Origin of the sequence: Nocardiopsis gilva YIM 90087 (genome assembly GCF_002263495.1) — a bacterium.
Classification (GTDB): domain Bacteria; phylum Actinomycetota; class Actinomycetes; order Streptosporangiales; family Streptosporangiaceae; genus Nocardiopsis_C; species Nocardiopsis_C gilva.
The window spans coordinates 1,564,363-1,578,665 of record NZ_CP022753.1 but is presented as its reverse complement, the minus strand read 5'-3'; the positions used below and the strand labels follow the sequence as shown (position 1 = coordinate 1,578,665).

11 protein-coding genes are annotated in these 14,303 nt (G+C 70.3%); 6 read left to right on the top strand and 5 right to left on the bottom strand.

Going from position 1 to position 14,303, the window contains the following annotated elements:
- The first annotated feature begins 201 nt into the window (after window positions 1–201).
- Window positions 202–507, top strand: a complete 306-nt coding sequence (locus CDO52_RS07390) for a 50S ribosomal protein L7/L12 (protein WP_232524404.1) — start codon at window positions 202–204, stop codon at window positions 505–507.
- Window positions 508–577: 70 nt separating this feature from the next.
- On the opposite strand, the gene CDO52_RS07385 is transcribed toward CDO52_RS07390, so the two are convergent.
- Entirely contained in the window at window positions 578–1,081 is a 504-nt protein-coding gene (locus tag CDO52_RS07385; protein ID WP_017620058.1) for a hypothetical protein, read from the bottom strand.
- Window positions 1,082–1,336: 255 nt separating this feature from the next.
- On the opposite strand from CDO52_RS07385, the gene CDO52_RS07380 reads away from it, so the two are divergent.
- Complete coding sequence (locus CDO52_RS07380) at window positions 1,337–3,193, top strand: bifunctional metallophosphatase/5'-nucleotidase (RefSeq protein ID WP_026126054.1); 1,857 nt, start codon at window positions 1,337–1,339, stop codon at window positions 3,191–3,193.
- Here the strand turns inward: CDO52_RS07380 and CDO52_RS07375 are convergent.
- From CDO52_RS07375 to CDO52_RS07365, 3 genes are all read right to left on the bottom strand, one after another.
- Window positions 3,151–3,948: a type IV toxin-antitoxin system AbiEi family antitoxin domain-containing protein gene (locus CDO52_RS07375; protein ID WP_017620056.1), complete on the bottom strand. Its 798-nt coding sequence runs from the start codon at window positions 3,946–3,948 to the stop codon at window positions 3,151–3,153. The genes CDO52_RS07380 and CDO52_RS07375 overlap by 43 nt on opposite strands.
- Window positions 3,949–4,114: 166 nt before the next feature.
- Window positions 4,115–5,041: a hypothetical protein gene (locus tag CDO52_RS07370; RefSeq protein WP_017620055.1), complete on the bottom strand. Its 927-nt coding sequence runs from the start codon at window positions 5,039–5,041 to the stop codon at window positions 4,115–4,117.
- 234 nt (window positions 5,042–5,275) lie between these two features.
- Entirely contained in the window at window positions 5,276–5,863 is a 588-nt protein-coding gene (locus CDO52_RS07365; protein ID WP_152471749.1) for a tetratricopeptide repeat protein, read from the bottom strand.
- A 269-nt stretch (window positions 5,864–6,132) separates the two neighbouring features.
- Here CDO52_RS07365 and CDO52_RS07360 point away from each other — a divergent pair, with 269 nt between their 5' ends.
- From CDO52_RS07360 to CDO52_RS07345, 4 genes are read left to right on the top strand one after another with little or no spacing between them, the layout of a single operon-like run.
- Window positions 6,133–7,260, top strand: a complete 1,128-nt coding sequence (locus CDO52_RS07360; RefSeq protein ID WP_017620052.1) for a class I SAM-dependent methyltransferase — start codon at window positions 6,133–6,135, stop codon at window positions 7,258–7,260.
- Complete coding sequence (locus tag CDO52_RS07355; protein WP_157745482.1) at window positions 7,257–9,302, top strand: glycosyltransferase; 2,046 nt, start codon at window positions 7,257–7,259, stop codon at window positions 9,300–9,302. Before CDO52_RS07360 ends, CDO52_RS07355 begins: the two co-directional genes overlap by 4 nt.
- A complete protein-coding gene (locus tag CDO52_RS07350; protein WP_017620051.1) occupies window positions 9,274–10,947 on the top strand; it encodes a glycosyltransferase in 1,674 nt (557 codons plus the stop codon). Before CDO52_RS07355 ends, CDO52_RS07350 begins: the two co-directional genes overlap by 29 nt.
- Before the next feature lie 5 nt (window positions 10,948–10,952).
- A complete protein-coding gene (locus CDO52_RS07345) occupies window positions 10,953–12,758 on the top strand; it encodes a glycosyltransferase family 4 protein (protein WP_086003455.1) in 1,806 nt (601 codons plus the stop codon).
- Between the two features lie 200 nt (window positions 12,759–12,958).
- Here the strand turns inward: CDO52_RS07345 and CDO52_RS07340 are convergent, their stop codons facing one another.
- Window positions 12,959–14,275, bottom strand: coding sequence for a DUF418 domain-containing protein (locus tag CDO52_RS07340; protein WP_152471748.1), 1,317 nt, complete (start codon window positions 14,273–14,275; stop codon window positions 12,959–12,961).
- Between the last annotated feature and the right edge of the window lie 28 nt (window positions 14,276–14,303).

Genomic DNA, 14,303 nt, shown 5'->3' with positions numbered 1-14,303 from the left:
GATGACATCCCAGCGCAGCACCCGATTCCTGGCGGGGTCGCCGGCCCGCCGCGTCGCGGCATGCCCGTACCGCGAATATGCGTTAGGCTCCGCCGTCAAAGCTGCGACGCAGTAGGGAGAATCCCCCTCTCCCTTCCTTCTTTTCTAGTGGTGGTGGTCATGGCCGGACTGTTCGGACGCTCATCGAAGTCCCCGCGAGACATGCTGCCGCTCACCGAAGACGCGGTCGCTCAGGCTCGTGAGCTGGTCCGCCGCGGCAAACAGATCCACGCGATCAAGGTGCTCCGGGAGCACACGGGGATGGGCTTGTCCGAGGCGAAATCGATCGCCGACGCGCTGCGCGAAGGCCGCCATGTGCCGGGCTCTCCCGCCCCGGGCATGAGCCTGGCCGACCGGGTCCGGCGCCTGCGAGGCGAAGACCGCATCGCCGACGCCGTCCGGCTGGTCGCCACCGAGACCGGCATGACCGAGACCGAGGCCGCCCTGTTCATCGAACACCTGGCCTGACGACAGCGGGTCCGGTATCCGGGCTGCGCCGTTGGTTGGGATATCACGTGGCCGCATGCGGCCACGACGGTTAGTCGCCACCGCGGTAGTAGACGCGGGAAGGCTTTACGAACAAAAGGCCGAGCACCACCACCGTGAGAAGCACGAAGAGCAGGGGCGCCCCGACAGCGTTCACCCACTCCCATGGAAAGAAGTAGGGCAGCCCCAACCTCTGTTCGATGACGCCGTACACCATCATCACAGGGAAGAACGCGAGGCTGGGTGCCCCTTCACCGCCCGCCCAGCCCCAGAGGAACAGCAGCGCGACACCCCCGTGAAGGATCACGAGCAGTATCCAGAGGGAGCGTGACCTCCTTCTTCCCATCAGCGCCGCGAGGCCGATACAGGTCACCGCATAGGTGACGGTGACCAGGAAGAGCACCAGGAAGAACAGCGGGGGAAAGAAGAAACCGTGTCGCCCTCCCCATGACGCTGACGCTCCCCACAGGAGGACAGCGGACGATCCTGCGAGTACGAGACCGATTCCTCCCAAGATGAACATCATGATCCGGGCGGCGATCAGGGTTCCGGGCATTTTCTTCGGTTCTAGAGCGTGATTCGGACGTCCCGGCTGCTTACGCGACGGCTGATCTTCCGGGTAGGACACTCGAATTCCTCCATATGGACATGCACGAACATTCCTGACGAACGCGTCAGCGCTCAGTCGACCACTGTCACACATCCCGTAACACCAGGGCCGTATGATCCTCCCGGGTTCGACGGTTGAGCCCGTCCGTGTCTGTCCGATTTCGCCCCACCTCTGTCCCCCACCGCCGGAGAGGAACCGTGCATGTCGAGACGTTCCCGTCCACTGATGCGTGCCTCGGGCGCGCTATTGATCGCATCCACTCTTGTTGCCGCATCGGTGGCGCCGGCCGGCGCTGTTCCGGGGCGGGGCCACGGCGGAAGTGAGCGCGGCAGGGCCGACTACACCCTGACCGTCCTGCACTCCAACGACGGCGAGTCGAAGCTGCTCGGTGCCCCGGCCGACGCCGACTACGGCGGTGCGGCCCGGTTCACCTCTCTGCTGCACCAACTGCGCGACGAAGAGCGCAGCCCCAGGGCCGCGCTGCCCGGCGAGGCGCGGCGGCGCGGGGTCGTCACGGTCTCGTCCGGTGACGTGTTCCTCTCCGGTCCGCAGTTCGCGGCCAGCCAGCAGGAGGACGCTCCCTTCTACGACGCGCTCGCCGCCGGCTACGCCGACTACGACGCGATCTCCATGGGCAACCACGAGTTCGACCTCGGCCCGGACACCTACGCGGAGTTCATCGAGGCGACCCCGGGAGATGCCCCGTTCCTGGTGTCCAACATGGACGTCTCCGGCGAGCCGGGTCTGGCCGAGCTGGAGGAGAAGGGCCGGATCGCTCCGAGCACCGTCGTCAAGCAGCGCGGCGAGCGGATCGGAATCGTCGGCGCGATCACCCCGCTTCTCCCCTCCATCTCCAGCCCGCGCAACGCCGTGGTCGACACCGATGTGCGCGGCGCGGTCCAGGACGAGGTCGATGCCCTCACCACGCAGGGCATCGACAAGATCATCGTCATCTCCCACCTGCAGGGCATCGGCGAGGACAAGAAGCTCGCCCGAAAGCTGCGCGACGTCGACGTCATGGTCGCCGGGGGCGGTCACGAGACCCAGGCCTCCGAGGGCACCCCGCTGGTGCCGGACGATGTCGTTCCCAACGACCCGGAGACGGGTGAGCCGCTGGAGTACCCGCTCTGGGTGGCGGACTCCACCGGAACCGAGGTGCCGATCGTGACGGCCGGGTCGGACTACAAGTACGTCGGTCGACTGGTCGTGAATTTCGATAAGCAGGGCAAGGTCACGTCGGCGGCCGACCGCTCGGCCCCGGTGCGTGTCTCCGGTGTCGGTGACGACGCCGTCGAGCCGGATCCGGACGTGTACAGCGAGGTCCATAAGCCGGTCGAAGACTACGTGGCGGGGCTGGCCGAGAGCACAGCCGCGACCACCGACGTCGGCCTGGACGGGCGGCGCGACCCGGGCGTGCGGACCGGAGAGACCAACCTCGGCAACCTGCTGGCCGACGCGCTGCTCGCCACCGGTCGGGCCAACGCCGCCACGTACGGCGTGCCCGAGCCGCAGATCGCGCTGCAGAACGGCGGCGGGATCAGGAACAACTCGGTGATCGGCCCCGGAAAGGTCTCCGAGCTCGACACCTACACGATCGCCCCCTTCCCCAACCAGGTGGTGGTCGTCCCCGACCTCCCGCGCGCGCAGATCAAGGAGCTGCTGGAGAACGGCGTCTCCTCGATGCCCGCCGCCGACGGCCGGTTCGCCCAGGTCGCCGGGATGGACTTCACCTATGACGCCGCACGGACCGCACAGCAGGTGGACGACGACGGCAATGTCCTGCAGGGGGGCGAGCGGGTGCGCGACCTCGTCCTGCACGATGGCACCGTCATCGTCTCCGACGGCGAGGTCGTGGACGGTCCGCCGATCACCGTGGCCACCATCGACTTCTCCGCGCGCGGCGGCGACCAGTGGCCGTTCCGCGGTGCCGACTACACCGTGGTGGGAGCGAACTACCAGACCGCACTGTTCGACTACCTCACCAAGGACCTCGGCGGCCAAGTGACCGCCGCTGACTACCCGGAGGGCGGCTCGGGCCGGATCACCCCCGTCGGGTAGGACGGATCCTCCCTATCACCACCGCTCGCCGGTGAGGACTGATCGAGCGGGGTGCGGCCCAGCGCCGCGCCCCGCTCGGCTATGTCCGGCAGGTGCAGGAACCGGGACGCGTCCGCCGCGCTGATCAGATCCCCGCGCCGCGCGGCCTCGACCATGGACACGAACTCCTCGCGCGGAGCCGTCGTGGAGAGATCGGCGAGAGTACGGCGCACCGTGGTCAGGCGCAACGGCCCCTTGACGACGAGGTCCTTCGCCCCGACCCACCGGTAGTGGACGCGCAGCGGCGGCGTTGGGCGCCGAGCGCGGCTCCTGGGCCGGGTGGCCATGTCCACCGAATCTTCCCACCGCAGGGGTCCGCGCAGGCCGTGCAGCCGCGCCGCGGTGTCCAGATAGGCGCAGGAGTACCGGCCGAGCGCGAGCTGCGCCGCCATGACCTCTCGCGCCAGGCCGGGAACGGCCAGGCGCGGGTCGCCCGCGACCTGCGCGAGGGGCATCGTCACCTGGTACACGCCGACATAGCGGCGGATCAGGTGGCCCTCTTCGAGCATGATGACGAGCCGCCGCCGGCCGAGGCCCGACCGGTACACCTGCTCGGTGGTCACACATCCGCACTGCTGGGCCGCGATTCGGGCGAGCCTGGTCTGGGCGGCGACAAGCCCGACCAGTGTGGAGTCGTCGGCGAGTGAGTGGTTCGTTGCGGGGGTTGAGGGGACAGACGTGCGCTCGGTTCGGGTGAGAGCGTTGAGAGAGGTCATGGAGCCCAGCGTGGGTGGACGCTCTGCCGATCTCCAGGACGATTCCACGAGCTGTGGATAACGACGGGCGAACGGCCCGGAAGACGGCCGTCGGGCGGCTCTGGCTGTGCCGGGTTCCTGACCCTCGCCCGCGCTTCGGCATCGGCGGCACCACTGGCTCACCTGATCAGCGCCGCGGGCGACCGCAGCAGCACGCGTAGGACAGGCCCGACATGCACCAGCAGGGAGCGGGATCGTTGGGCGGCCAGGCCTGCGCCCCCTCGCGTTCGCCCTGGTCGCGCAGGTAATACTCGCGCGTGCCCGGCTGATCGTCTCTCCCCGAGGGAAGTCTCTTCACCACCTCGGCGTCCTCGACCGTCACCGGGATCAACCGGCGGCGCCACACCCCGTGCGTCTCGGCGGCGATCTGCCAGATGATCTCGTTGCGCTGGTAGTACATCTCGGAATCGACGCCGGGTGGAAGCGCGTCCGCGGCCGCCGCGCGCTCGACCTCGCTCCGGGGGAAGAAGGGGGTCAGCACGGGTTCGCCGACGTCGGGATGCTCCCGCAGGCAGCGCGTCTCGGCTTCGAGGTCCTCTTGGAACATGCGGAAGTCGAGGTCGTCCGGGGGCAGCCCGAGGGTCGTCCGCAGCGCCGTGCGGTTCCTCCCCGCCTGCCGCCGGTCGCGCAGCTCCGCGCCGTCGGAGGGGCGTTCGAGGGTGAGGGCGCAGGTGTACCAGTGCAGCGCGCGTTCGAGGTCGCCATCGGCGGCCCACAGCGAGCCGAGCTGCTCGGCGGTGTGCACCGTGGGGGCGCAGCGCTCGAGCAGCTCCAGCTCGGCCATGGCCCGCTCGGGCTCGCCCTGCTCGCGCAGGAGCATCACCTTGAAGTACCGGGCACTCAGTGAGACCTGGCGGTCGCCCTCCCGAATGAGGTGGTCGCAAAACTCCAGCGTGCTCGCCTCGGGGTCCGCCACGCCCGCGCTGCGCGAGGCGGACCGGAACTGCAGCAGCCCAGGGATGGTCGACCTGCCGTCGCGCCACGCCATTCGCCGCGCCACGGCGATCCGATCCTCATCCCGCTGCCAGCGGCCGAAATCGGAACCCTTATACATGCGGCGAATATAGTGCGCAGATCCCCGCCGCATCCGGCTTTTCCGTGCATTCGTCGCCTCTGTACCACCGGGCATCGGCTTCCACGTCCTTCCGCGGCCCTTCCCTACGGCTGCCGAGCCGGAGGACCGCCATGTGGGGGCCGGGCCGCAGCAGTTCCGTGCGGTGCCACGCCTTTGCGCCGTCGTCCGCGTATCCCGACGAGGGGCCGCAGGCGGGGGAGGCGCGGGGACGCTTTAGTCGCTCGGCCCATTTTCCCGATTGGTGCCGACCAGAACGTCGAACTCATCCGCCGCGCGGCCGAGGGCGCCCCGCACCCTCGCACGTCCGACCAGTTCCGGCACGTAGGCGAGGTCCACATCCCCCAGGTGCTTGACACTGCCGTGCAGGTGGACACGGCAGGCGAAGTCGAACCAGGTCAGAGCCTCCTCCAGGCGCCCGTTGCCTTCGAGGAGCTCGCCCAACAGGACCGCGGGACCCTCCATCGGCCCGTGGGACCACAGATCCTGCAGCTCCGCGTCGGCAGCGGCCTCGTTTCCCTGCTCCAGGAGTACGTCGATCTTGCCGACCGTGGCGTACTGGGCGTCCTCCCGATCCACCGCCTCCTCGATGAGGTACTGGAACACGGCGAGTGCCCGGCTCAACTCGCCGTCGCTCTGCAGCACGGCCGCGGCGTCGAGCAGGATCTCGCCGCGCTCCTCCGGGTGGTCGCGCAGTTCCCGCTCGGTTTTCCCATCGAGTTCCAATTCGGCGATACGCGCGGGAAGTCCCTCGGGTCCTATAATGCTCGATTTTACTTCGGCGGAGGGGTTGGTCGAAGTCATGATCACCACGGTAGAGGACGCGGAAGCGTCAATGTCGGCATTCCGGGACATCAATCATTGACGTGCGAGTAGGCACCGGGCGTGTTTCCTGTTAACCGAGGTCCACTCCGGTTAGCATGCTGCCGATTGGCGCTGTCGATTCAGCTCCGATTCGATATCGGAGCGCAGCGGGAATCATTGCTGAGTTCCGCCGCCGCAGCGCCCATTCGGCAAACATCGGTTTCGGGCATTCCGACACAGCGATTTTCTTCGATCACGGGGGTTCCACCATGCCGCTGCCGCGGGCTCGGCTCCTGACTCTGCTGGTGGTCGGCGCGGTTGGCGGCATCGGGCTACTCGCCACCCTGCGCACGGCCGACGCTCTGGGATGGGCGGCGGCGCTCGGGCTCGCCGCCCTCGGCACGGTCGGGCTCGTGCTCGGCATTCTCGCCCTCCTCGTGCGCCGTGTAACGCACCAGATACTCCGATTGAGCCGAACCCTCGACCAGAACACGCGGAGTATGTCCGAGGCGTTCGGCGAACACCGCGTGGAGTTCGCCGAGATTATCGAGGGCACGCGCGCCGAACTCGCCGGATCGTTCGACCGCGTGCGCACGGCCGTCCGGGAAATCCACGGAAATCTGGACCATATACGCTCGGGAGCCGCCGACACACCGCAAGCACATCAGTTCGGGCATTTCCCAAGTACCTCCGACAGCATCCCCCGCCAGGACAACTCCGGCTCCGGTGGAACGATGCAGGAGGATGTCCAGAAATCGGGTGCCGCGGCGCGGTTCAGCCCGAAGGTGCCGACACCGCGCGGCTGGGCGACCTCGCCCGACGTCCAGCGATTCGTCGCCCTCGCCGTCCTGGAGCGGCAGCCCGGACTGGTCGTCGAGTGCGGGAGCGGGACCAGCAGTATCTGGCTGGGCGAGACGCTGCGCCGGACAGGTACCGGAAGGCTCGTGACGCTCGAACACGACGAGCGCTACGCGCGGCTGGCCCGGGACATGGTGGCCGCGCACGGCTTGGACGACATCGTCGAGGTGCGCTTCGCGCCGCTGACCGAATGGCAGCGAGACGACGGCGACGACCGCGACGCCCCCGGTGACGCCGACGCCCCGGCCTGGCGCTGGTACGACCGGGAGGCCGTTCGCGACCTCTCCGGCATCGACATGCTGTTCGTCGACGGGCCGCCGACCGACGCGGGGGCGCGGGCGCACTACCCGGCCGGCCCCGTCCTCTTCCCGCTGTGCTCGCCATCGGCTCTCATCGTCCTGGACGACGACACCGACCCCGCCGACGACGAGGCCGCGGGCGACCACTGGATGGCCGAGGACCCCGTCCTCCAGCGCGAAAGCCTCCCCGGGGAGGCCGACAGCGTCCACGTCTTCACCTGGAAACAGGAAACGGCGTGATCCACGACCTGCTGCGCACGGCGCTGGAGCTGTCCGGGCGCGAGCGCGCGCTCCTGTGCCACATCGGCGGTGATGCCGCACGTGACCAGCTCCCGACCGGAACGCCACCCGCCGACTGCCGCGTGGTCGACCTGGACGGCGACCTTCCGGAGGGCCCCGATGCCCTCCGCGACCCGCCCTCGCCCATCGGGTTGGCCGCACTCGTCGCGGCGACCCCCACGGATCTGCGCCGTGCCCTCGTGCTTACTGAGGCGCTGCCGCCCTCGGCGCACATCCTCCTCGGGATCGCCGCCGTGCCGGAGTCCCGCACGCCTCCCCTGCCGACCGCGCCCGGGATCGACCAATGGGCCGACCTCCATGACCTGCAGGCCCGCCGTCACGCCGACGACGCGTGGAGCTGCGAGTTCCGGTTCCTGGAAGCGGTAGCTGTGCGGGAGGCGGTCCTGGCCGTGGCGCGATCGATCGGCGGCGGCCGACGGCAGTCAACGGCCTCGCCTCTGGTGGCCCTCAGCGGCCCGGACGCGTCGCTGTGGCGACCGGGCGACCCCACGGCGGTCCGCGTGAGCGCGCGCGGGCCGGTGCCGCTGCGCGGGGTAGCGCCCATCGCGGACACCGCGCTGTGCACCCACAACGGCCAACCGCCCTACTGGACCGACGACCGCATCGATCGCGTCGACCGGACCGGCATCGCCGCGCTGTCCTGGGCGAGGTTCGGCCAGGCCGGGGACGGCAGACGCATCCGCGAACTGCGGCCCGGCGCGTTGGAGGTCGACGACGTGCCGCCGATCGACGAGCGCGTCGTGAACCCGATGGGCTTCCGGCAGACGACCAGCGAACGCGTCGCGGTCCTGGTACCGCGGCCGGACCGCTGGGCTGTCGTCATCGGCAGGACCGAACTCCTCCGCGTTCCCGACTCCGGAACCATCACCGACGTCGACCTCGCCCGTCTCCGCCACCTGCGCGGCGTGCGCGTCGAATGGCGTCAGCACAGCGGGCCGCTGGCAGCGGTCCGAGCGGTCGCCGGGCTGGCGGCCGGAGGCGTGCCCGTGTTCAGCGGTCCGGTGCCCCGCTGGGGCCGATGCCTGGGCGAGGAGCTTCGGACGCTCCTCACCTCGGTCACCGCCGACGACCTCGCCGACCCGCTCACCCGCGAGGAGCACAGCGTGCGGCTGCGCCGCGCCGCACTGCGCACGCACGGCTCCGCGGCGCGGTGGCGGCGCATCGGCGCCCGCCTCGGCTTCCCCGCTCCTCCGGCCCCAACGGTCTCCGTCATCCTGTGCACCCGTCGCCCCGGCATGCTGGGCTTCGCCCTGCACCAGATCGCGCGCCAGCGCGGCGTCGACCTCGAAGTGGTCCTCGGCCTGCACGGGTGCGACCCCGATCTCCCCGAGGTGCGTGCGGCGGTCTCCGCCTTCCGCGCCACCGGACGAGAGCTGACCGTCCACGCCGCCGACTCCGACACCCGTTTCGGTGTCCTGCTCAACCAGCTGGCGGCCAGGGCGAGCGGGAGCGTCATCGCCAAGATGGACGATGACGACTGGTATTCGCCGGACCACCTCGCCGACCTGCTCCTGGCCCGCGACTACTCCGGCGCCGACGTGTTCGGGTGCTCCGACGAATACGTCTATCTGGTCGACTTCCACCAGACGATCCGCCTCGCGACCACGTCCGAGCGGCCCACCTCCTTCGTATCGGGCGGCACGATCAGCATGGACCGCGCGGTCGTGGAAGACCTCGTCGCGTTCCGACCGATCGCCGCCTCCGAAGATTCCCAGCTCCTCCTCAACGTGGTGCGCTCCGGAGGCCGGATCTACGCCACGCACGGACTCGGCTACGTGACGCGGCGCAGCGAGTCATCAGGCCACTTATGGACCGAGGGCACCGCCTGCTACCTGCGCTCCGGCAGTCGGCAGTGGTACGGGTGGCGGCCCAGCTCGCTCCTGGAGTGCGAGCAGCCGTTCCTCGCACCGTGGGAAGCGGGCACCGTCCCAGCACAGAAGATCGGGGGAGACTGTGACGGTCGTCGACAAGGCATCGCCTGAGCCAGGAGGCGGTACAGGGAGCGGTGACGCGGCAGATCCCGCCCGCTACCAAGCCCGAATCCGCCGCAACGACTACTCCGCGCTGCAGCCTCCGGCCATCGGCGACTGGACACCGAGGCTGTGCGTCTCCGTGGTCGTTCCGGCGTACGGCAACGCCGAGAAGCTGGGCCTGGTGCTCGCCGCCCTCGCCGCCCAGACCTACCCGCCGCACCTGCTGGAGGCCGTGGTCGTCGACGACGGCACCGATCCCCCGCTCTCCCTACCGGAGATCCGGCCGACCACCACCCGGATCGTCCGCCCGAACTCAGGGGTGTGGGGTCCGAGTCACGCGGTCAACGCGGGCGTGGCGGCCTCGGACGGGGAAGTCGTCCTCCGCCTGGACTCCGACATGCTGGTCTACCGCGATCACGTGGAGTCGCAGCTCCGCTGGCACCACCTCGCGGACTACCTCGGGGTCCTCGGCCACAAGCGGTTCGTGAACCATGCGCCCGGAAAGCTCGCGCCGCAGCACATCTACGAAGCGGTGCGGCACGGACGCGCCGCCGAGCTGTTCAAGCGCGACATGGGCGGGGAGCTGTGGATCGAGAAGATCCTCGACCGCACCGACACGCTGCGGTCCGCGGGGCACCGGGCGTACCAGGTGTTCACGGGAGCCACGTGTTCGATGCGCCGCGACCTGTTCAACGCCGTCGGCGGCATGGATGCCACGCTGGTTCTCGGCGAGGACGTCGAACTGGGGTACCGCCTCGCGCAGGCCGGAGCTGTCTTCGTCCCCGACCTCGACTCCAGCGGCTGGCACCTCGGCCAACCCCAGATGCGGGCGCGGCGTGAGGAGGGCACCCGTTACCGAACGCCCTACGTCGCTCATCGCGTCCCCGACTCCCATCTGCGCCGGAATATCCCGGGCCGGCAGTGGCAGGTGCCCTACGTCGACGTGGTCATCAGCGTCGACGGCCACCCCTGGGAGCGGGTCTGCGACACAGTGGACGGCCTGCTCGCCGGGGAGAAGAACGACATACGCATCGTGCTCGTGGGACCGTGGGCAACACTGGACGCGGCCTCGTGCCGCGCGCCGCTCGACGACCCGCGGATCGACCTGCGCCTGCTGCGGGAGACCTACCGCCTCGACAGCCGGATCCGCCTCAGCGACGCGCCGCCGAACCGGGACGTATCCGTGCCGTTCCGACTGACGCTTCCCGCCGACAGCAGACCCACGCGCCAGACGTTGAGCACACTGATCGACATCGCCGAGAAGGATGGGGCGGGGCTGGTCTGCGTCCTGTCGCGGCGCACCCGGTCACGGCGCACCTCGAAGGGTGCGGCCCATCCCCGCCTGGAGCGCACCGCCGCCTTCGCCCGCGCGTACCATCTCGGCGCCACGGCGGACGACATCGACGAGGTCGTGGACGAGATCTACGGGGTCCGCTGGGTGGACGGGTCCAGAGTGTTCGCCGGTGATCCCCCCAAGAAGAAGCGGAACCCGGCAGAGCCACCCACGTGTCCCGCGTGCAGCGGTCAGGTGGAAGCGGCCCAGCGACTGGCGGAGCGGGAGCGCGCCCGTGCCGACCGGCTCGAGCGGCGGTTGCGCTGGCTGCGCGGGGCCCCCACATCCGGGTTCTGGCGCCGTGTCCTGTCCGGAGGGTGATCAAGATGGTGAAGGTAGCCCCGTGCGCCGGCATCCTGACGGCACGCGCCTGCGCCCGTGCCGCCGATGCCTACGACGTGCTGGTGCGGCACTCCTATCGCTTCGCCCGGTGGTTGCCGCACCGCGTCACGAATGTACTGCTGCGCCTCGCCTGGGGCCCGTGGGACCGTTCCCGACCGCGGCTTCCCGCCGTCGCCGTCCTGCTGCTGGCGGCCCAGGAGCGGGCGGAGGGCGCGCGGAAGCTGGTTCCCTACCTGACCGCCAGGGCCAGTGAGCGGACGCCACGGGGGCGGCGCTTCCTCTACAGGCTCGCCGCGGTGCTGAGCGCGGTGAAGGAGCCGCGGCTGAGCGAGGCGGTGCTGAGTCGGCTCTCGCGGCTGCCCGCCCGGTACGAGGCCCCGCTGCGCGGCGCGCTCGCGTACCGCAGCGGTCAGAGGCTGTTCGAGGAGGGACGGATCAGCGACGCGCTGGCCGAGGTCGCGCTCTACGCCGACGCGCACCGGTTCTGCGGGCAGCTGTATCGCCACCTGCTCGGGGAGCGCGCCGCGTTGGGTCCCTTGCCCGTCCGACCCGAATTCGAGGCCTCTACCATCGACTGGGTGCCAGGGCGGGTGCTGCACCTGGTCTCCAACGCGCTTCCGCACGCCGAGACGGGGTACACGGTGCGCACTCACCGCATCGCCACAGCGCAGCGCGACGCCGGTCTGGACCCGCACGTGACGGCATTCGGGGGCTGGCCCCGCGGCGGCGTCGACACGGCCGAGCGGGTGCTGGTGGACGGCATCCCCTATCACCGGCTGAGCCCGGGTACGGAGTTCCGCGAGGGACTCGGCCCCCGGATCGAAGAGTCGGCGCGTGAGGCGGCCGACGTCGCCCGCAGGCTGCGCCCGGCCGCCCTGCATGCCGCCGCTGACCACCGCAGCGGGTCGGTGGCGCTGGACGTCGGCGCGCGGCTGGGGGTTCCCGTCGTCTACGAGGTGCGCGGGTTCCTGGAGGAGGCATCGCTGTCGACTGCCGAGCCGGGGGCCGAGGGCAGCGAGCACCACCGGCTGGTCGTCCAGCGCGAGTCGGAGGTCATGCGCGCGGCGGACGCGGTGGTGGCGCCGTCACAGACCATACGGGAGGAGATCGTCGCGCGGGGTGTGGCCCCGGAGCGCGTCGTGCTGGCCCCGCACCCGGTGGATCCGGCGCTGCTGGATGCCGCTCCCGACGGCGCGGGCTTCCGACGCGAATACGGCATCGGGCCGGAGGAGTTCGTCGTGGGGGCTGTCTCCAGCATCGCCCCTGACGAGGGCTTCGACATGCTGATCGAGGCGGCGGCGCTCCTGCGTGACATGGGGGTCGCGGTGCGGGTGCTGCTGGTCGGGGACGGTACGGCGCGGCCACGTCTGCTCTCGCTTGTCGAGGAGTTGGGGCTGGAGGACACGTGCGTGCTGCCCGGGCGGATCGGTCCGGAGGACGCCAGGCGCGCGCACGCCGCACTCGACGTTTTCGCCGTGCCGAGGCAGGACATGCGAGCCTGCCGCCTGACGACCCCGCTGGAGCCGGTGGAGGCGATGGCCCTGGGGCGACCCGTGGTGGCCAGCGACCTTCCGGCCCTCCGGGAGCTGCTCGCCGGGGGCGAGGCGGGCGTGATGGTGCCGCCGGGAGACGCCGAAACGCTGGCCAAGGCGCTGGACCGCGTGCAGGGAGACGCGGAGCTGCGCCGCACCCTGGCGGAGGCGGGCCGGGCGGAGGTCGCGGCACACCGGACCTGGCCAAGAATCGCTGAGACCTACCGCGACCTCTACGGCAGTCTGCGGTCCGGCTGATCGGCCACGGCAAGGGAGGGGGCCGCCGTGGGCAACGGCCAGCGGCATCGGCCCCGCGCCGTCCAATGACAGAAAGGCCCCCGCGGTGCGACGGCGACCTCATGGGTCCGGCCCGTCGTCCGCAGGGGCCCGTGCACAACGCGCGGGGTCGGCGGCGCACTCGCTCGCGTCCTCGTCCGAGCGGGCGCCGCACCCGTCGGTCAGACCCTGCAGTAGCCCTCCTGGTCCGGGGCGGAGGCGCCCGCGCCGTTCACGGCGCCGTCGGCCGGGCCGGCGGGGCGGGCGAGAGGAACCGTGGTCGTCATGCTCGCGGGCGTCCCGGCCTTCGTGTCCGCGATGCGCCAGGTCGGGCGCTCAAGGTTGGTCACCGCCCGCAGGACCCACTCGACGGGGCCGTAGGTGTGCGTGGCCATCCACCGGGCGCTCGCCCACAGCTGCACCAGGTAGATCGCGACCGCGATCAGCATGACGTAGCGCGGCGCGATCTGGCCGACCAGGCCGAAGCCGAGTCCGGTGAAGATGATCCCGCAGATCAGGGACTGGCCGAGGTAGTTGGACAGCGCCATGCGCCCGGCCGGGGCGAGCGCCGCGGCGAGTCGCTGGCCGCGCTCGCTCTGGAAGACCCGGAGGAGGGTGGCGGCGTAGGCGGCCGCCAGGCACGGGCCGGTGAGGATGACCATGGACAGCGCGTAGAGGTCGCTGGTGCCCCCCATGTCGGCGAGCATCAGGGAACCGATGAGGCCGACGGGGAAACCGATCCACTGGATGAGGCGCAGAGTGCGGTCGTGGACGCTCACGTCGGCCAGCGCCCGGTGGCGACCGGCGGCCAGGCCCACGAGGAAGGCGGCCAGCGCGACCGGCCCCTGCATTGCGACCAGCGCGACGGCCATGTGCGGGAGGGCCTGCACGTGCTCCGCGATCACGGTCAGGGGGTTTCCGGCCAGTGCGGCGGTGGTCTGGGCGCCGGCGGCGAGCGCGGCATCGGCGTCGAAGTTCGCCATGCCGCTGAGCGACAGCCAGCGGAACTGGATGACCACGAGCCCGACCAGCACCGCGGCCGTGATCAGCGCGGTGCGTGCCTGCACGCGGTGCATGGCCAGGAGGATGAGGCCGAGGAGGGCGTAGGTGGTCAGGATGTCGCCCTGGAAGAGGAGCACGGCGTGCAGGGCGCCGATGACGAACAGCCCGCCGAGGCGGCGCAGGAAGCGCCACTTGAAGTCGACGCCCTTTCGTTCGGCGGAGTGGAGCTGCAGCGTGAAGCTGTAGCCGAACAGGAACGAGAAGAGCAGGTAGAACTTCGTCTCGAAGAACATCGCCACGAACCAGTGCACTCCCTTGTCGATCAGGGAGGGGAACGCGGGGTCCTGCACCTCGTGGAAGGCGTAGCCCGAGGCGAAGTAGCCGATGTTGACGATCAAGATGCCGAAGAGCGCGAAGCTACGCAACGCATCGAGGTCGAGGATCCGTCGCTGCGGAGTGGTCGGTGTTGAGGGGCTGCTCACCGCGCTTGTGCTCATGCCACCGAATCTATTGATCAGGCGACTC